General features: G+C 75.0%; 21 protein-coding genes. 15 read left to right on the top strand and 6 right to left on the bottom strand.

Annotation, left to right across the window (positions count from 1 at the left end; all coding sequences use genetic code 11):
- Positions 1 to 18: 18 nt before the first annotated feature.
- The 12 genes from ABZ914_RS18240 to ABZ914_RS18185 all read left to right on the top strand — a co-directional run bounded on the left by ABZ914_RS18240 (position 19) and on the right by ABZ914_RS18185 (position 9,868).
- The gene (locus ABZ914_RS18240) at positions 19 to 903 is read left to right on the top strand and encodes an MEDS domain-containing protein (RefSeq protein WP_500194178.1); all 885 of its coding nucleotides are present in this window, start codon (positions 19 to 21) and stop codon (positions 901 to 903) included.
- Entirely contained in the window at positions 900 to 1,964 is a 1,065-nt protein-coding gene (locus tag ABZ914_RS18235) for an anti-sigma factor RsbA family regulatory protein (RefSeq protein ID WP_500194176.1), read from the top strand. The genes ABZ914_RS18240 and ABZ914_RS18235 overlap by 4 nt, the downstream gene beginning before the upstream one ends.
- A gap of 77 nt (positions 1,965 to 2,041) precedes the next feature.
- Positions 2,042 to 2,461 carry a M67 family metallopeptidase gene (locus tag ABZ914_RS18230; protein ID WP_190868409.1) on the top strand — a complete coding sequence of 140 codons (420 nt, stop codon included), beginning with the start codon at positions 2,042 to 2,044 and terminating at the stop codon, positions 2,459 to 2,461.
- 289 nt (positions 2,462 to 2,750) lie between these two features.
- Entirely contained in the window at positions 2,751 to 3,023 is a 273-nt protein-coding gene (locus ABZ914_RS18225) for a MoaD/ThiS family protein (protein ID WP_500194174.1), read from the top strand.
- A 20-nt stretch (positions 3,024 to 3,043) separates the two neighbouring features.
- Positions 3,044 to 3,991: a PLP-dependent cysteine synthase family protein gene (locus tag ABZ914_RS18220; RefSeq protein ID WP_190868407.1), complete on the top strand. Its 948-nt coding sequence runs from the start codon at positions 3,044 to 3,046 to the stop codon at positions 3,989 to 3,991.
- A 198-nt stretch (positions 3,992 to 4,189) separates the two neighbouring features.
- Positions 4,190 to 4,990, top strand: coding sequence for a thioesterase family protein (locus tag ABZ914_RS18215; protein WP_500194172.1), 801 nt, complete (start codon positions 4,190 to 4,192; stop codon positions 4,988 to 4,990).
- Positions 4,991 to 5,181: 191 nt separating this feature from the next.
- On the top strand, positions 5,182 to 6,054 hold the full coding sequence (gene murI, locus ABZ914_RS18210; protein WP_241756563.1) for a glutamate racemase: 873 nt from the start codon (positions 5,182 to 5,184) through the stop codon (positions 6,052 to 6,054).
- Between the two features lie 30 nt (positions 6,055 to 6,084).
- Positions 6,085 to 6,834, top strand: a complete 750-nt coding sequence (locus tag ABZ914_RS18205) for an MBL fold metallo-hydrolase (RefSeq protein WP_500194170.1) — start codon at positions 6,085 to 6,087, stop codon at positions 6,832 to 6,834.
- Positions 6,835 to 6,864: 30 nt separating this feature from the next.
- Positions 6,865 to 7,584, top strand: a complete 720-nt coding sequence (rph, locus tag ABZ914_RS18200; RefSeq protein ID WP_500194168.1) for a ribonuclease PH — start codon at positions 6,865 to 6,867, stop codon at positions 7,582 to 7,584.
- The gene (gene rdgB / locus ABZ914_RS18195) at positions 7,581 to 8,216 is read left to right on the top strand and encodes an RdgB/HAM1 family non-canonical purine NTP pyrophosphatase (RefSeq protein ID WP_500194166.1); all 636 of its coding nucleotides are present in this window, start codon (positions 7,581 to 7,583) and stop codon (positions 8,214 to 8,216) included. The genes rph and rdgB overlap by 4 nt, the downstream gene beginning before the upstream one ends.
- Before the next feature lie 8 nt (positions 8,217 to 8,224).
- Positions 8,225 to 8,923, top strand: a complete 699-nt coding sequence (locus ABZ914_RS18190) for a hypothetical protein (protein ID WP_500194164.1) — start codon at positions 8,225 to 8,227, stop codon at positions 8,921 to 8,923.
- Between the two features lie 426 nt (positions 8,924 to 9,349).
- Positions 9,350 to 9,868 (top strand): hypothetical protein, encoded by a 519-nt coding sequence (locus ABZ914_RS18185; RefSeq protein ID WP_500194163.1) that lies wholly within the window; start codon positions 9,350 to 9,352, stop codon positions 9,866 to 9,868.
- Positions 9,869 to 9,962: 94 nt separating this feature from the next.
- On the opposite strand, the gene ABZ914_RS18180 is transcribed toward ABZ914_RS18185, so the two are convergent.
- Positions 9,963 to 10,394, bottom strand: a complete 432-nt coding sequence (locus tag ABZ914_RS18180) for a hypothetical protein (RefSeq protein ID WP_500194161.1) — start codon at positions 10,392 to 10,394, stop codon at positions 9,963 to 9,965.
- Between the two features lie 185 nt (positions 10,395 to 10,579).
- Between ABZ914_RS18180 and ABZ914_RS18175 the strand changes: the two genes are divergently transcribed.
- Both ABZ914_RS18175 and ABZ914_RS18170 read left to right on the top strand, forming a co-directional pair.
- Positions 10,580 to 11,092 carry a SigE family RNA polymerase sigma factor gene (locus ABZ914_RS18175; RefSeq protein ID WP_190868400.1) on the top strand — a complete coding sequence of 171 codons (513 nt, stop codon included), beginning with the start codon at positions 10,580 to 10,582 and terminating at the stop codon, positions 11,090 to 11,092.
- The gene (locus ABZ914_RS18170; protein ID WP_500194159.1) at positions 11,089 to 11,592 is read left to right on the top strand and encodes a hypothetical protein; all 504 of its coding nucleotides are present in this window, start codon (positions 11,089 to 11,091) and stop codon (positions 11,590 to 11,592) included. Before ABZ914_RS18175 ends, ABZ914_RS18170 begins: the two co-directional genes overlap by 4 nt.
- A gap of 49 nt (positions 11,593 to 11,641) precedes the next feature.
- Here the strand turns inward: ABZ914_RS18170 and ABZ914_RS18165 are convergent, their stop codons facing one another.
- The 5 genes from ABZ914_RS18165 to ABZ914_RS18145 form a co-directional block, all read right to left on the bottom strand.
- A complete protein-coding gene (locus ABZ914_RS18165) occupies positions 11,642 to 11,965 on the bottom strand; it encodes an STAS domain-containing protein (protein WP_500194157.1) in 324 nt (107 codons plus the stop codon).
- 5 nt (positions 11,966 to 11,970) lie between these two features.
- Positions 11,971 to 12,888, bottom strand: a complete 918-nt coding sequence (locus tag ABZ914_RS18160; protein ID WP_190868397.1) for a sensor histidine kinase — start codon at positions 12,886 to 12,888, stop codon at positions 11,971 to 11,973.
- Positions 12,888 to 13,802 carry an MEDS domain-containing protein gene (locus ABZ914_RS18155; protein ID WP_500194155.1) on the bottom strand — a complete coding sequence of 305 codons (915 nt, stop codon included), beginning with the start codon at positions 13,800 to 13,802 and terminating at the stop codon, positions 12,888 to 12,890. Before ABZ914_RS18155 ends, ABZ914_RS18160 begins: the two co-directional genes overlap by 1 nt.
- 80 nt (positions 13,803 to 13,882) lie before the next feature.
- A complete protein-coding gene (locus tag ABZ914_RS18150) occupies positions 13,883 to 14,872 on the bottom strand; it encodes an anti-sigma factor RsbA family regulatory protein (protein WP_500194153.1) in 990 nt (329 codons plus the stop codon).
- Positions 14,873 to 15,002: 130 nt separating this feature from the next.
- Positions 15,003 to 15,680: a TetR/AcrR family transcriptional regulator gene (locus ABZ914_RS18145; protein WP_500194151.1), complete on the bottom strand. Its 678-nt coding sequence runs from the start codon at positions 15,678 to 15,680 to the stop codon at positions 15,003 to 15,005.
- A gap of 74 nt (positions 15,681 to 15,754) precedes the next feature.
- On the opposite strand from ABZ914_RS18145, the gene ABZ914_RS18140 reads away from it, so the two are divergent.
- Positions 15,755 to 17,290, top strand: coding sequence for an MFS transporter (locus ABZ914_RS18140; RefSeq protein WP_500194149.1), 1,536 nt, complete (start codon positions 15,755 to 15,757; stop codon positions 17,288 to 17,290).
- Positions 17,291 to 17,302 lie beyond the last annotated feature (12 nt).

Below are 17,302 nucleotides of genomic sequence, written 5' to 3'. Positions count from 1 at the left end.
CAGGGCGGCGGACGCGGCATGACAGGCGGCGAGGGCATGGCGGGGCGGGGCAAGGCCCGCGGGCACGGCGCGGCGGTCGGCTCGATGCGGTGGGGCGACCACTTCTTCCTCGCCTACGGCAGCGGCGCGGAACGGCACGCCGTCCTGTCCGCCTACCTGCGCGCCGGGATGGCGGCCGGGCACGCGCTGGTCCATCTGGCGGACGGCGAGCCCGCGCGGGCCGTGCGGGACCGGCTGCGGGCGCTGTTCGCGGCGGACGCCCCCGACCTGCTCGCCGCCGTCAACGACGGCCGGCTGGCCGTGCCCGAGGCCGCGGGCCGCCCGGCCGGCGAGGTGATCGCGGCGGCCCGCGGCCCGGACCGGCGCGCGGGGGTCCGGGTGAGCGTCGAGGCGTCGCCCGCCTCGCGCGGCTGGCCCGGCACCGCCGGGTTCGCGGCGTTCGAGGACGCCGTGGGCCGGGCCGTCGCCGAGGCCGGGGACGCGATGGCGCTGTGCCAGTTCGACGCGAGCTGGTTCGCGCCCGGCGGGCTCGGCGCGCTGGAGGCGTGCCACGGCGGGCGGGCGGGCGCCGACGCGGTCTTCGACGACGGCGTGCTGAGAATCGACCCGCTGTTCGCGCCGCCCGGCCTGCGCCTGTCCGGCTCGATCGACGAGTCGACGCTGCCGGGGCTGCTGGCGGCGCTGCGCGGGCTGGACGGCCGCGCCGCGCACGTGTGCCTGGACCTGGCCGGGGTGGAGTTCTGCGACCTGGCCGGGCTGCGCGCGCTGGTCGGCGTGAACGAGTGGAGCATCGTGCCCGACCGGCTGGTCGTCCTGCGGTCGGCGCCGGGCTGCGTGGAGATGATGATGCGGGCGTCCGGCTGGGCGGGCGCGCCCGGGGTCGTCCACGAGGGGGTCCGGTGATCGCTCGTCATGCGGGTGCGCCGCGGGCCGGGAACGCCGCGGCGGACGCCCGGCGGCCGTCCGGCGGCCGGAACGTGCTGGTGCACCGGGCCGTCCCGTACGGGTGGCCGCTCGAGCTGGCGCTGACCGCCGTCCCGTACCTGGAGGCCGGGTGGACGGCCGGCGACGCGGTGGTGGTGATCGCCTCCGAGCCGGTCCGGGTGTCGCTGCGGGAGCGGCTCGGCCCGGAGGCCGCCGCCGGGATCGAGTTCATCGACTCCGCCGACTGGTTCGGCGGGCCGATGCGGGCGCTGGCCGGCTACCACGACCGGATGCGCGCCGACTGGTGGCCGCGCGGGCGGCTGCGGCTGCTCGCCGAGCCGGTCTGGGACGGGCTGTCGCCGCTGGAGACGCGCGAGTGGCAGCGGCACGAGTCGCTGCTGAACGTGGTGTTCGCCGGCACCCCCACCATGATCATGTGCGCGTACGACGCGGTGGCGCTGCCGCCCGGGGTGCTGGCCGCGATGGCCCGCACGCACCCGGAGCTGGCCGGCCCGGACGGCCCGCGGCCCAGCCCCGAGTACACCGACCCGGCCCAGTACTACGCCGAGTGCAACGCGGACGCGCTCCCGCCGCCGCCCGCCTCCGCCGCGCACCGGGCATTCGGTGCGGGTGGGCTGCCGTCGCTGCGCGCTTTCCTCGCGGCCGAGGCCGCCCGGCTCGGGCTGCCGGAGGGCCGGACGCTCCCGTTCGTGCTGGCGGTGAACGAGGTCGCCACCATGATCATCCAGGCCGGCGGCGGGCACGGCTCGGCGCGGCTGTGGGGACGGGCGGGCGAGCTTGTCTGCGAGGTGGCCGACCCGGGCCGCGCCCTCGCCGACCGCTTCCTCGGCTACGCCCCGCCGCCGCCCGGCCCGCCCCCGTCCGCCGTGCCGGGTGCGCCGGGTGCGCCGGGCGGGCAGGCCGGGCAGGGCGTGGACGGCGCGATGTGGGCGGTGCGCCGGCTCTGCCACATCGTGCAGATCAGGTCCGGCCCCGGCGGCACCCGCATCCGGATGCACATCCGGCTCGACCGTGACTGAGACCCGCCCGCGGCGAGACCCGGTCGAGGCCGGGCCGCGGGTGGGGTGCGCGCGGGCGGGGACGGTAGCCTTCGGGCATGCTGACGATCGAGCGTGCCCTGGTCGAGAAGATCGTCGCGCATGCGCGCGCCGACCATCCGGACGAGGCGTGCGGCATCATCGCCGGCCCGATCGGGTCGGACCGGCCCGTCCGGTACGTCGCGATGACCAACGCCGAGCGGTCCCCGACGTTCTACCGGTTCGACTCCCAGGAGCAGCTGAAGCTGTGGCGCGAGATGGACGACCGGGACGAGGAGCCGGTGGTGATCTACCACTCGCACACCGCGACCGAGGCGTACCCGTCCCGCACCGACATCTCCTACGCGTCCGAGCCGAACGCGCACTACGTGCTCGTGTCCACCCGCGACGAGAGCACCGAGGAGTTCCGGTCGTACCGGATCGTGGACGGCGAGGTGACCGAGGAAGAGGTCCGGATCGTCGACGCCTACGACGCCTGATCGTCCCGGCCGATCGCGGGGGTGCGGAGCCGGATGGCGGCGGGGAGCGGCCGGAACGCGGCCGGTAAACTGGTCGACATGTGGACGAGCGGGGATGTGACGGGCGCGCGGCGCCGTGTCCCGGCCCTCGCGGTGCCACCCGTACAGAGCTTCCTGTTCGGGCATTCGCGCGCCGAGGTCGTCTACGACTGTTCGCCGACGCGCTGATCCAGCCCGGAATTCCCCCGCTGCCCGCCCGGTTGTGACGCTGAGGGCGGGGAGCCCCGTACGACCAAAGGAGATCATCGCGATGGCGATCGAGGTCCGGATCCCGACGATCCTGCGCAACCTCACCGACGGCGCCAAGGCCGTCGAGGGCAAGGGCGGCACGCTCGACGAGCTGTTCACCGACCTGGACTCCCGCCACCCGGGGCTGCGTGCCCGGCTGGTGGACGACAAGGGTCTGCGCAAGTTCGTCAACGTCTACCTCAACGACGAGGACGTCCGCTTCCTCGGCGGCCTGGAGACGGAGGTCGCCGACGGCGACGGCGTGACGATCCTGCCGGCCGTCGCGGGCGGCTGAGCCGGACTGGACGAGCGCACATGCGATTCGACTCGCTGCTGGACTCGCTCGGCGGCACCCCGCTGGTCGGGCTGCCGCGGCTGTCGCCGAGCGAGGACGTCCGGCTCTGGGCCAAGCTCGAGGACCGCAACCCGACCGGGTCGGTGAAGGACCGTCCCGCCTTCTACATGATCGAGAAGGCGGAGAAGGACGGGGTGCTGACGCCGGGCTGCACGATCCTGGAGCCGACGTCCGGGAACACCGGCATCTCCCTCGCCATGGTGGCCAAGCTGCGCGGCTACCGGATGGTGTGCGTGATGCCCGAGAACACCTCGGCGGAGCGCCGCCAGCTGCTGGAGATGTGGGGCGCGGAGATCATCCCGTCGCCCGCCGCGGGCGGGTCGAACGAGGCCGTCCGGGTGGCGAAGGGCCTGGCGGCCGAGAACCCCGACTGGGTGATGCTGTACCAGTACGGGAACGAGGCCAACGCGCTGGCGCACTACGAGACGACGGGTCCGGAGATCCTCGCGGACCTGCCCTCGGTGACGCACTTCGTCGCGGGCCTCGGCACCACCGGCACGCTGATGGGCGTCGGCCGGTACCTGCGCGAGCAGGTGCCCGGCGTCAGGATCGTCGCGGCGGAGCCGCGGTACGGCGAGCTGGTGTACGGGCTGCGCAACATCGACGAGGGCTTCATCCCCGAGCTGTACGACGACTCGGTCCTGACGACCCGCTTCTCGGTCGGGTCGCGGGACGCGCTGCGCCGCACCCGCGAGCTGCTGGAGCAGGAGGGCATCTTCGCCGGGATCTCCACCGGCGGCGCGCTGCACGCCGCGATCGGCATGGCGAGCAAGGCGGTGAAGGCGGGCGAGCGCGCCGACATCGTGTTCATCGTCGCCGACGGCGGCTGGAAGTACCTGTCCACGGGCGCGTACGGCGGCACTCTGGAGGAGGCCGAGGCGCGCCTCGAAGGCCAGCTCTGGGCCTGACGCCGCGCCCGGCACCCCGCCCGACACCCGGACCGACATCGTGATCGACACCGGGCGGGCCCGCTCCCGAGTCCGGACATTCCGGCGTGATCCCGGCCACGGCGCCGTTCCCGGCCGGCACGGTACAGTTCATACTCGAACGTGATTCTAGAACCGTGCCGGCCGGGTGGACGCCCGCCGGCCGGACCGGGAGAACTGATGAGCGGGTTCGAGGCGGCCACCGCGGTCAAGCGGGTCGGTGACGGCCGGTACGAGGTCGACCTGGACGGCGACTTCGGCTTCGCCGAGGCGCTGAACGGCGGCTACCTGATGGCGGTCCTCGACCGGGCCGCCGTCGACGCCTCCCCGCACGAGCACCCCATCTCCACCGCGACGACGTTCCTGCGGCCCGCCAAGCCCGGCCGCGCCGAGCTCGTCGTCGACACCCGCAAGGCCGGCCGCACCGCCGCGACCTCGCTGGTCAGCCTGGTCCAGGACGGGCGCCCCGTGGTGGAGGCGCTGGTCACCACCGGCACGCTCGGCGCCGCCGCCGAGCCCGCGTTCGCCGGCCCCGCGCCCGCCGTCCCCGTCCCTCCGCTGGAGGAGTGCACCAGCATGCTGCCGGCCGAGGGCACCGAGGGCTTCGCCGGGCAGGTCGACATGCGCTTCGACCGTTCCACGATGGGCTGGCTGGACGGCACGCCGAGCGGCCGCCCCGAGATCCGCGCCTGGTTCCGGCTCCGCGACGGCCACGGCCCCGACGCGTTCACGCTCGCGCTGACCGTCGACGCGCTGCCGCCCGTCGCGCTGAACCTCGGCTCCAAGGGCTGGGCGCCGACCGTCGAGCTCACCTGGCACATGCGGGCCGTCCCGGCGCCCGGCTGGCTCGCCGTGCACGGCACCGGCCGGCTGCTGTCGGACGGCTGGTTCGACGAGGAGGTCGAGGTCTGGGACTCCACCGGACGCCTCGTCGCGCAGAGCCGGCAGATCGCCCGGGTCGGCATCGGCGTCAAGAAGTAGCGCGTCAGGCGGTCACCCGCCCTACCCGATGAGGCGCTCCGCCGGCGTGACGCGGTTCACCGGCGTTTCGCGCACCGGGCGACGGGATCACGCGCGCGTCCCGTGAACTGGTGTCTTTTCCGGCGGATGACGGTGTGATGTCCAACGCATGACGCACCTCGGCGGGGGTAAGTCGCCTAGCCTGTAGGACCATGTCAGCGACCGGCGACCTCGACGCGATGGACCTCTCTTCCGGTGGCCGGTCGGACCGTCCGATCGGGATCTTCGACAGCGGGTTCGGGGGCCTCACCGTGGCCCGCGCCATCCTCGACCAGCTGCCGAACGAGCCGATCGTCTACCTCGGCGACTCGGCCCGCCAGCCGTACGGGCCGCGCCCCATCGCCGAGGTCCGCGCGTTCGCCCTGGAGATGCTCGACCAGCTCGTCGACGAGGGCGTGAAGATGCTGGTGATCGCCTGCAACAGCGCCAGCTCGGCGATGCTGCGCGACGCCCGCGAGCGCTACGACGTCCCGGTCGTCGAGGTGATCAACCCGGCGACCCGGCGCGCGGCCCGCGCCACGTCCAACGGGCGGGTCGGGCTGATCGCCACGAACGCCACCGTCACCAGCCGCGCCTACGACGACGCGTTCGCCGCCGCCCCCCACATCGAGTTGGTGAGCGCGGCGTGCCCGCGCTTCGTCGAGTTCGTCGAGGCGGGCGTGACGATGGGGCCGGAACTGCTGGACGCGGCGCGCGAGTACCTGCGGCCGATCGTGGACGCGGGCTGCGACACCCTCATCCTCGGCTGCACGCATTACCCACTGCTGACCGGCGTCATCTCGTATGTCGTCGGCGACGGGGTCACACTGGTGTCAAGCGCCGACGAGACCGCCAAGGACGTGTATCGAGTGCTGCACGACCAGGGGCTGGCCCGCGACGAGGGGACGCCCCGGCCACGGCACCGGTTCCGCGCGACCGGTGACCCCGGCGTGTTCGCCGAGCTCGGCCGGCGCTTCCTCGGGCCGGAGATCGACGTGGTGGAGACCGCGTCGGAATCCGTCCTGAACAAGGCTCTGACCACCTGATTCCTCGGGGACACAAGAGGAGGAGTGAGCGTGCGGGTCACAGTGATCGGCTGCTCCGGCAGTTTCCCGGGGCCGGACAGCCCCGCGTCCAGCTACCTGATCGAGGCGGACGGCTTCGCGCTGGTGCTCGATCTCGGCAACGGCGCGCTCGGGTCCCTGCAGCGCTTCCGCTCGTTGCAGGAGATCGACGCGGTGTGCATCTCCCACCTGCACGCCGACCACTGCCTCGACCTGTGCGGTTTCTGGGTGGCCCGCACGTACCATCCGGACGGCCCGCAACCGCGGCTGCCCGTGCACGGCCCCGAGGGGACCGCGGTGCGGATGGCGAAGGCGTACGACCTGGAGCCCGAGCCCGGGATGTGCGAGACGTTCGACTTCCACGTGCTGCGCCGGGGCCCGTACGAGATCGGCCCGTTCCGGGTGACGACCGCGCTGATGCCGCATCCGGTGGAGGCGTACGCGTTCCGCATCGAGCACGACGGGCGGGCCCTGGTCTACTCCGGCGACACCGGCGTGTCCGACACGCTCGTGGACCTGGCGCGCGGCGCCGACCTGTTCCTGTGCGAGGCGTCGTTCCTGGAGGGCCCGGACCTGCCGTCGGAGCTGCACCTGACCGCGCGGGAGGCGGGCGAGCACGCCGCCCGCGCCGACGTCGGCCGCCTCGTCCTCACCCATCTGGTGCCGTGGAACGACCAGGACACCTCCCTGAAGGAGGCCAAGACGAGCGGGTACGGAGGCGACATCGAGCTCGCCCGGGTGGGCGCCTCCTACGAGCTGTGACCGCCTCCGGCGGGCACTAGGGTGGTGCGCATGGCACGCCCCGATGATCGCGCACCCGACCAGCTCCGCCCCGTCCGCATCCAGCGCGGATGGCTCGACCACGCGGAGGGGTCCGTGCTCGTCGAGTTCGGCCGCACCCGGGTGCTGTGCGCGGCGTCGGTGCAGGACTCGGTGCCGCGCTGGCGGCGCGAGTCCGGGCTCGGCTGGGTCACCGCCGAGTACGCGATGCTGCCGCGCGCCACCAACACCCGCAACGACCGCGAGTCCATCAAGGGCCGGGTCGGCGGCCGCACCCACGAGATCTCCCGGCTGATCGGCCGGTCCGTCCGGGCCTGCCTGGACTTCAAGGCGCTCGGCGAGAACACCGTCCAGCTCGACTGCGACGTGCTGCAGGCCGACGGCGGCACCCGCACCGCCGCGATCACCGGCGCGTACGTCGCGCTCGCCGACGCGGTGTCCTGGATGCGCGAGCGCAAGCTGCTGCGCGGGAACCCGCTGGTCACCTCGGTCTCGGCGGTCAGCGTCGGCGTCGTCGCGGGGGAGGCCCGGCTCGACCTGTGCTACGAGGAGGACTCGGCCGCCGGCACCGACATGAACGTGGTGTGCACCGGCGACGGGAAGTTCGTCGAGGTGCAGGGCACCGCCGAGGGCGCCCCGTTCGACCGCGCCGAGCTGGACGCGCTGCTCGACCTCGCCGCCGGCGGCTGCGCCGAGCTGACCCGGCTGCAGAACGAGGCGCTCGCACGGTGACGCGGATCGTGCTGGCGACCCGCAACGCGGGCAAGATCGCCGAACTGGAGCGGATCCTCGACGGCATCGATGTGGTGGGCCTCGCCGCGTTCCCGGACGCCCCCGACGTCCCCGAGACCGAGCAGACCTTCGAGGGCAACGCGCTGCTGAAGGCCCGCGCGATCGCCGCGCACACCGGCCTGCCCGCCGTCGCCGACGACTCCGGGCTGTGCGTGGACGCGCTGAACGGCATGCCGGGTGTGCTGTCGGCCCGCTGGTCGGGGCGGTTCGGCGACGCCGCCGGCGACAAGGACACCGCGAACCTGCGGCTCGTCCTCGACCAGCTCGGCGACGTCGCCGACGGCCTGCGCGGCGCCGCGTTCGTGTGCGCGGCCGCACTCGTCGTCCCGGCGAACGGCACCCGCGGCGCGGTCGAGCACACCGTCGAGGGCCGGATGCGCGGGACCCTCCTGCGGGCGCCGCGCGGCACCGGCGGCTTCGGCTACGACCCGATCTTCCTGCCGGACGGCGAGACCCGCACCACCGCGGAGATGGCGCCGGAGGAGAAGGACGCGATCAGCCACCGGGGCAAGGCGTTCCGGGCGCTGGCCCGGCTGCTGCCCGACGCGCTCGCCGCCGCCGGCCACTCCTAGGACGGGCCGTGGACGAGCTCGGCGGGACGCTGGCGCTGCGGCGCCACTGGTGCCGGCCGGACGAGCCCGTCCTGCTGTGCGTCCCGTGCCATCCCACCGGCGTCCGGTTCGACATGGGCGGGCTGGACTGGCGCGGCCTGCCGAAGAAGGGCGCGCGCGCCGTCATGGACGTGGTGGGGCGCGGCGTCGACTTCGTGGACCGTGACCTGGGGCAGACGATGACGCACCCGGTCCTGGTGGTCCACGGCGCGGACCCCGGCACCCTGGCCGGGCGGGCGGTCCTGCCCGTCCCGTCCGGGCCGCGCGCGTGGGTGCTCACCCCGTACAGGATCGGTGTCGTCGACATCGTCCCGGGCCCCGCCGCGGAGGCCCGCGCCGCCGCCGAGCGCGAGGCGGGCGGCGGGCTGTTGTCCAGGGCGCGCAGGATCGCGGCCGGGGCGGCGGAGATCGGCCGGTCGCTCGGACGCGACCACCCCTACCCGCCGGGCGAGCCGGTCCCGCTGGCGGGCGTCGCGGCGGTGGCGGAGATCCCCGCGGCGCGGATCGCCGGGATCGGCCTCGACCGGCGCAAGCTCCCGCCCGGCTACCATCCGCGCAAGGTCCCGGTGCTGCGGGTCGCGCTGCGCGACGGGTCCGGCTTCGACGTCGTGGCGCTCGACGACGAGGAGGCCGGACGCCTCGCCCGCATGACCGCGCAGACCCCTTGACAGAGCAGACCCCCTGACGTGGGCGTCCCCTGACGAGAGCGACCGCCGGACGAAAGCGACCGCATGCCGCGCAACGAGCAGAAGCTGTACGAGATGGCCCGCGCGCACTGGTGCGCTCCCGGCGAGCGCCTCGCGATGGGCGACCGCGCGGCCGGGCACATCGGCGGGGCCGTCGGGGGCCGGATCGTCGCGCCGTACCCGCCGGCCTCGGGCGCCGGCGGGCCGGTCCCCGACCCCGGCTGGGCGCGGCCGGCCCCGCCCCGCGGGCGCGGGCGGGTGTGGGCCGACGCAAGGGGCGCCGGCCCCCGGAACGGGGGGGGGGGGCGCGCGGGGGGCGCGGGCGGGGGCGGGGCGGCCGCGCCCCCCCCCGCCGGGCGCCCCGGGGGGGCGCCCCCCGCCCCCGGGGGGCGCGGACCGCCCGCGCGGGTGGGCGGCGCACGGATCTGGAACGACGAATGGGCCGACGACCCGGTCATCTGGGGATGGGCGCACGCGGCGGACGCGGGCGCGGCGGCGGCCGCGGTGGCCGGGCACATGGCCGGATACGGCGACGAGGCGTGGCTGCTGCTGACCGGCCGGCGTCTCGCGGTGGCCGTCGAGTCCAGGTTCGCGCGGCCCGCCGAACCGTCCGGCGGCGGACTGCGGGGACGCGCCCGCGCGCTCCTCGGCGACCGCACGCCCGGCGGCGATCGGGCGTCCGGCGGCGACCGCACGCCCGGCGGCGAACACGGGGCCGCGCCCGCTTCCGACGCGCCGCTGACGACGTGCTGGCAGGTCCCCTATGCGGCCGTGCGCGGGCTGCGCGCCGTAGCCCTGGGGCGCGGCAACGTCCCCGAGTGGTTCGTCCGCATCGACTTCGCCGACGGGTCGGCCTTCGACTTCCGTCCGCGCCGCGGCGCCGACGCGTCCAAGTACGTGGCGTCCGTGTACACGGGACTGCCGTGACCCCGCGCCGCGCCGCGCGCGGTGCGGTTCGCGGCGGAATTCGCGGAGAATTCGTCGGGCTCCATGACAACCCGCCGGCCCCCGGCGGGGGTTCTCAAGGGTGTACGGACACCGTCCCCCCGAGGAGCAACATGATCGACAAGAGTCGCATCCGCCGCGGGCCGATGCTCGCGCTGGCCGGCGTGGTGGGCGCGGGCGCGCTCGCCGCCGGGATCTGGGCGGCGGCCGACTCCGGGTCGTCTCCGCAGGTCAGGCAGGTGGCGGAGCGGAACGCGCTGGCGCACACCGCGACGCCCGCGCCGGTGCCGCCGAAGGCGCCCGCACGGCCGTGCGCGTCGCCGCGGCCGTCCACCCGCACCCCGGAGCCGGTCCCGCCGAAGGACGCGAGGCCGAAGGAGCCGCGCCCGGTCGCGTCTGCGAGCCCGCGCGACCTCCCGCCGCGGACGTCGCCGCGGCCGGTGCCGTCGCCGACGAAGGCGCGCCCGCATCCGACCCCCACGAAGGCCCGCCCGCATCCGGTCCCCACGAAGGCGCACCCGCATCCGACTCCCACGGACTGCGCCGTCCGGCCGGGCGCCCCGCGCCCGACCCGGACGGCGGCGCCGGCGCCGGCCCCGTCGATGTCCCCGACGAGCCGGCCGGCGCCTCCCGGGCGGGCGATGACGCCGTCGCCCCGGCCCTCGGCGCCCCGGAGGTAGCCGCCTGTCCACCATGAGCGCCCAGGAGATCCGCGGGGCGGAGATCACGTTCGACGAGTTCGTGACCGCCACCGCGGGCCGGCTGCTGCGCACCGCCGTGTTCCTCGTCTACGACCGGCACCTCGCCGAGGACCTGCTGCAGACCGCCTACGAGCGGGTCGCGCGCAGGTGGAAGCGGGTGTCGGGCGGCAACCCGGAGGCGTACGCCCGCCGGGTGCTGGTGAACCTCGCCATCGACGAGAACAAGCGGCGGGCGCGCCGCCGGGACACTCCGGTCGGGTCGGTGGCGGACGTGGAGCGCCTCGCCGGGGCGCCCCCGGCCGCGGGGGTCGCCGGGGGAGAGCTGGACGAGGTGCTCCGCGCGCTGCCCGCCAAGCAGCGCGCGGTGGTCGTGCTGCGCTACTGGTGCGACCTCGGGGAGCAGGAGATCGCCGAGACGCTCGGGATCTCCCGGGGAACGGTGAAGAGCCACACCGCGCGGGCCATGGCGGCGCTGCGGGAGCACATGAAGGAGGGCCGGGCGTGAACGACGAGCTCGAAGCCCTGCTGCGCGACCACTACCGTGCGGCCGCCGACCACATCACCGCGGACCCCGGGACGGTCCGCCGGTTCCAGGACGCGGGCCGGGCGGCGGCGCCGGAGCGGCGCACCCGCTGGCGGTGGGCGTTCCCGGCCCTGGCGGCGGCGGTGACCGCGGCGGTGCTGGTGACGATCGCGCTGTTCCTGTGGCCGGGCGGCGGCGGGCCTGCGAAGCCGCAGCCGATGGCGCCGCCCGCCTCCCCGTCCGTCCCGGGGCCGCGGGAGCCCACCGCGACGCCGTCGGCGCGGCCGTCGGCGTTGCCGACGCGGATCCCGGAGCCGGGCGTGCCGCCGCGGGGACGCCCCGGCGCGTCGCCCCACCCGACCGCCACGCACACCAGGCGGGCGGTGCCGCCGACGTCCGGACTCACCTCGCCGTCCCCGTCGTCGACGCCGCTCGAACCGACGTCGAAGCGTCCGGCGGCGGGCCCCAGCCGCACACCGTGAACCCGCCGCCGCGCCGCGCCGCGCCGCGTCGGCGGGGGCGGGGGCGGGGCTAACCGGCGTCGCCGAAGCACAGGCCGGGGAGCGTGCCCCAGCCGACGGTCTCCAGGACGGCGCGCATCTGCGGCGGCGTCCGGTCGAGCACCACGGGCGCCCCGCACACGCGGCTCCACGCGGCGTCGCCGAGCAGGGCGATCCCGCCGAGGTCGATGAAGTCGAGCTCGCCGAGGTCGAGGTGGAACTCGCGGTCGGGCGGCAGGTCCGCCAGCGCCGACTCCAGCGCCCGGACGAGCATCGCGTGCCGGGCGGAGTCCAGCTCGCCGATCAGCGCGAGGCCGGCGGGCTCGTCCGTGCGGACGATCTTCAGCGGCTCCACGCCGGCTACCTGATGTGCAGCCGGACGAACGTGCCGTCCCAGCCGGCCCGCAGCTCCATCAGGTCGACGAGGAGCCGGACCGTCCACAGCCCGAAGCCGCGCTGCAGCGCCGTGTCGGGCGGGATGAAGCCGGTGAGCGGGGTCGGCGCGGGGCGCCACAGCCCGTTGTCGCCGACCTCGCAGAGCAGTTCCGGGCCGTCCCGCCAGATCCACATCCCGACCGGGGGCAGGCCGTGCTGCAGCGCGTTCGCCGCGACCTCGTTCACCGCGGTGACGAGGTTCTGCGCGGGCCGCTTGGCGAGGCCGTGCAGCAGCGCCCGCTCGGCGACGAACGAGCGCAGCGCGTGCAGGTCGTCGCCCTCGACGGGGAAGTACTCGGCGTCGGAGGGGCGGACGAAGCGGCGGCCGCGGTCGCAGGCGGCGCCGAACGTCACCGGGTCGACGTAGGCACCGGTGGGAAGCGCGGGACCGTCGGTCACCACCATCGGGTGGGTGCGCCGCGCCTCCTCCAGGATCCGGGGCGGCAGCGCCTCGCGGTCGTAGGGGCACAGCGCGCGCGCCCCGGAGTCCTTGAACACCTCGTTGATCAGCGACTCGTAGCGGATCCACTCCAGGGTCTGCCGCTCGTCCCAGTCCCGCCAGACGGGTTCGGCCAGCGCGCACACGGTGCGCGGGGCGAACTTGTTCACCAGGCCCTGGTAGTCGCGCAGGGTGCGGACGGGGTGCAGGTAGAAGACGGCCGCGTCGACCCACTCGATCTCGGCGCCCTCGCCGAACAGGTCGCGCAGCGCCGACAGGTTGGGCTCCTGGGCGACCGCGACGACGGCCTGCCCCGCCTCCAGCCCGGATCGCAGGAACGGCTCGGTCACCGACAGGAAGTGGTCCGTGCCGTCGTACACGAACGCCCTGTGCTCCAAGCTCATCAGGCGATGCCTTCCGTCTCCGTGAACGCGCGTTCGCGGCCGCGCTCGAGACCGGGCAGCCTATGCCAGCCGACCATCTCGATGACGTTCTCCACATCGGGCGGCAGGTGGTCGAGGACGAGCGCCTCGTCGGCCGGCAGCACCGTGGCCTGCTGCGCCAGCAGGTTCAGGCCGCCGAGGTCGATGAAGCCGAGGTCGGTGAAGTCGAGGTGGACGCGGCGGCGTGTCATGCACACCTGCGCGAGTTGCTCGGCGAACACCTGGTGCCGGGCGGCGTCCAGTTCGCCCTCGACGCGCAGCCCGTTCGGCTCGAACGTGCGGACGATCTTCAGGATCCCGTCGTCGAACTCGGGGTTCACTTCCACGAGCACCTCGTGCGTGTCGCGCAGGGCGACGAGCTCGTCGGGCGGGCACGCGTGCCGGTCGATCTGGCAGATCGCCATCGCCATCGTGCTCGGCGAGACGGCGTCGCCGACCCCGTGCTCGCAGCCCAGCATCTCGCCGATGTCGGAGCGGCCCGGCTCGCTGAGCAGCCAGCTGTAGTCGGTGGTCAGCCGGACGGCGCGGAAGCCCTGGCCGAACGCCGCGTCCACCTCCCGGCCGATCGTCTCCAGCATCAGGCCGGGCTGGAACACGCCGCGCCGGTCGAGGCAGGCGTCCCGCCGGGAGAGCACCCGGAGCTGGCCCGTCCTGCCGTAGGAGTGCACGTCCACGCGGTGCCGCGGGCCGATGCCGGGCAGCCGCTCGGGCGGTGCGTCGGTCACGTAGACGACCTTCTCGTTGGTCTCGAGACCCTCGCGGACGAAGTGGCCGATGACCCTGTCGCGCTCTTCCTGGCCGCTGTAGGCCAGCCAGCTGTGGTCGCCGGGCCGGATGTCTTTGACGGGTCGCTTGGCGAACCAGGGTGTCTCCATGGCCTGCCCATCGAGGTCGGTTCGGATGCGTTCAGCGTACGCCTCATGGAGGTCCCTGGAAGCCCAATGCATCGAGTTCCTCACACTCCGTTCACCACCGGGGGCATGGCGGGCACGGCGGGCAGGCGCAGCCGCAGGCGCACCGTGCTCCCGCCGGGTCCGGTGCGGATCTGGACGATCGAGCAGAGCAGCCGCACCGCCCACAGCCCGAACCGGCCGCCGGTCGCGGTGCCGGACGTGCGGGGCGGGACGAGCCCGTAGCCGGAGCCGGGGTCCCAGGTGCCCGCGTCGGTGACCTCGCAGACGATGGCCGGGTCGGCGCCGGCCGCCTCGGTCCACATCCGCAGGACGATCGGGGGCGCGCCGTGGTGGAGCGCGTTGGTGACGACCTCGGTGACGGCGACCAGCAGGCGCTGCAGGTCCTCGTCGGGCAGCGGGGTGCGGTGCGCGTACTCGGTGACGTAGGCGCGCAGCCAGAACAGGTCGGGCCGGACGACCTCGAGCTCGTCGGCGTCGGCGGGCGGCGGGGGCAGGGGCTCGCCGTCGCACTTCGCGCTGTAGGCCCACGGGTCCATGTAGAGGGGGTTGGCCATGGACGTGGCGCCGCGCACCGTCTCGGGGTGGGTGCGGTGCCCGGCCGCGACCACGCCGGCGGGCAGCGACGAGGAGTAGGGGCACATGATGGCGGCGCCGGTGCCGCGGAAGGCGATGTTCACCATGGCCTCGACGCGCTGCCATTCCAGGACCTCGAGCGGCGGGCGCGCCGCCCACACGACGGGCTCGCCGAGGACGCGCAGCCGCCGGCCGTGCCAGGCGACGTCGTCGGCGTCGCTCAGGCAGTCGGCGAGGGTCCGCGCGGGGTGGGAGTACCAGGTCCCCGGCTCGACGAACTCGACGGACGCGGCGGCGGGGCCGAGCGCGTCGCGCAGCAGCATCTCGCGAGCGATCCCGCAGACGGCCAGGACGCGGTCGCCGGCCGCCGCGCCGTCCCGCAGGAACGGCAGGGCGCCGTCGAGGAGGTCGTCGACCCGGTCGTACGGCAGAACGCAATGGGTGAAGGATTCGCTCACGGCGGCCCCAGGCTGCTGCGTCTTCGTACCGGCGTTCCCCATGCCTGCCGGGGCGCCGGCAGACCCATCAAGGGTAGGCCGACCACCCGGTCGCGCACCGCGCCGTTCCGCAAATTGCGCGACCGGTTTTTCACATAGTGCGACGGGATGGGGGGCGCGGCCGCCGGTACAGGACGGCGCGCATGCCCGGTGCGAGGGCCTCGACTAATTCATCGGCCGTCATCGAGGCGAGCGGTTCCACGGCCAGGATGTACCGGCTGAAGATCACCCCGGCGAGCTGGGCGCCGAACGCGGCGGCGCGGTGGCTCGCCCCGGGGCCGCCGACGTGCTCGGCGATCCGGTCGATCATCTCGCGGCCGATGACGTCGCGCAGCAGCCGGATGAGCTCGGCGTCCTGCGTCGCGGCCCGCACCATGAAGATCAGCTGCCGGCCGCGCTCGGGGTCGTCCCAGGTGGCGAGCATCGCGCGCAGGACGCGTTCGGGCAGCGTGGCGGGGTCGCCGGGGAGCACGGAGGCCAGCACGTCCGGCGGGTTGGCCAGCAGCCCGAGGACCGCGCCGAACAGGCCCTTCTTGGAGCCGAAGAAGTAGCTGATCAGGGCGGCGTCGACGTCCGCCTCGGCGGCGATCGAGCGCAGGGTGACCTTGGCGTACCCGTCGGCGAGGAACCGGCTGCGGGCCACCGCGAGGATCTGCGCCCGGGTGTCGGGGCTGCCGCGCCTCCGGCCGCGCGAGCCCCGCCCGGCCGCCGCCGCGGACTCCGTCGCGGTGGCCGCCGCCGGGGGCGGGCTCCCGGATTTATTCATCATGGTTGAAATGTAGTGGGCGCGGGGGCCAGGTTCGAAGTGTCACAGCGAAGAGATCCCGCAACCAGGAGGCTGCGATGGCCACCACCGGAACGGCGCCCGGAGGGCAGGTCCACAAGGCCGTGCTGCCGGCCGTCATGCTCGCCCTCGCCACCGTCGTGTCGGCGGTCGCGTCCCTCAACACCGCCATCCCGTCCATCGCCCGCGACACCCGCGCCACCCAGACCCAGCTGTCCTGGATCATCGACGCGTACGCGCTGGTGTTCGCGGCGCTGCTGCTCCTCGGCGGCGCGATCGGCGACCGCTACGGGCGGCGCCGCGCCCTCGCCGCCGGGCTCGTGATCTTCGGCGCCGGGTCGGCCGCCGCGATGTTCGCCGGCGACCCCGGCTGGCTCATCGCGATGCGCGGCGTCCTCGGCGTCGGCGCGGCGCTGGTGATGCCCGCGACACTGTCCACGATCACCTCGACGTTCCCGCCCCGGCAGCGGACCCGCGCGGTCGGCGCCTGGGCCGGGGTCGCCGGCGCCAGCGCGATCTTCGGGCTGCTGGTCTCCGGCGGCCTGCTGGAGCAGTGGTCGTGGCGGTCGGTGTTCCTGCTGAACATCGTGCTCGCGGTGATCGCCTTCGCCGCGACCCTCGCGGTCGTCCCCGAGTCCGCGGACGCCGACGCGCCGAGGCTCGACCTCACCGGCGCGCTGATCACCGTCGTGGGCCTCGGCGCCGGCGTCTACTCCATCATCGAGGCGCCCACCGAGGGCTGGACGAGCGCCCGCACGCTGGTCGGCCTCGGCGCCGCCGTCGTGGTCCTCGCCGGGTTCGTCGGCTGGGAGCTGACCCGCCGGAACCCGCTGCTCGACCCCCGGCTGTTCCGGCACCGCGCCTTCGCCGCCGGCACCCTGTCGATCACCGTCCAGTTCTTCGCCTTCTTCGGCTTCGTCTTCATCGTCCTGCAGTACCTGCAGCTCGTGAAGGACCACGGCCCGCTGCTCGCCGCCACGTGCCTGCTGCCGATGGCCGCCTCGATGATGCCGTCCGCCCGCGGCATCGCGCCCCGCGCCGCCGCGAAGGTCGGGCCGCGCCGCGTCATCGTCGCCGGCCTCATCCTGGTCAGCGTCGGGCTGCTGGTGCTGTCGCTGCTCGACACGGGCAGCAGCTACTGGGTGATGCTGGGCGGCCTCGTCCCGCTCGGCGCCGGGATGGGCCTCGCGATGACGCCCGCCACCGCGTCCATCACCGACGCGCTCCCGGCCGAGAAGCAGGGCGTCGGGTCGGCGATGAACGACCTGGCCCGCGAGCTCGGCGGCGCCCTCGGCATCGCGGTCCTCGGCAGCGTCCTGCAGTCCGGCTACCGCTCGAACCTGGACACCGCCGGCCTGCCCGGACCGGTCGCCGAGCACGCCAGGACGTCCCTGGCCATGGCGGCGCACGCGGGTCCGCAGGTCATGCGGCAGGCGCAGGCGGCGTTCGCGGACGGCCTGCACACCGCGCTGCTGTCCGCCGCGATCGTCCTGGCCGTCACCGCCGTGGTGGTGGGCGTCCTCTACCGCCGCCCCGAGCCGGAGGCCGCCGGTGAGCGGGCCGGCCGCGAGGCCGCCGCGGAGCCGGCGAGTTGACCGCCCGCCACC

Source organism: Spirillospora sp. NPDC046719, from assembly GCF_040645715.1.
Taxonomy (GTDB): Bacteria; Actinomycetota; Actinomycetes; order Streptosporangiales; family Streptosporangiaceae; genus Spirillospora.
This window is presented reverse-complemented; position numbering and strand designations above follow the sequence as displayed.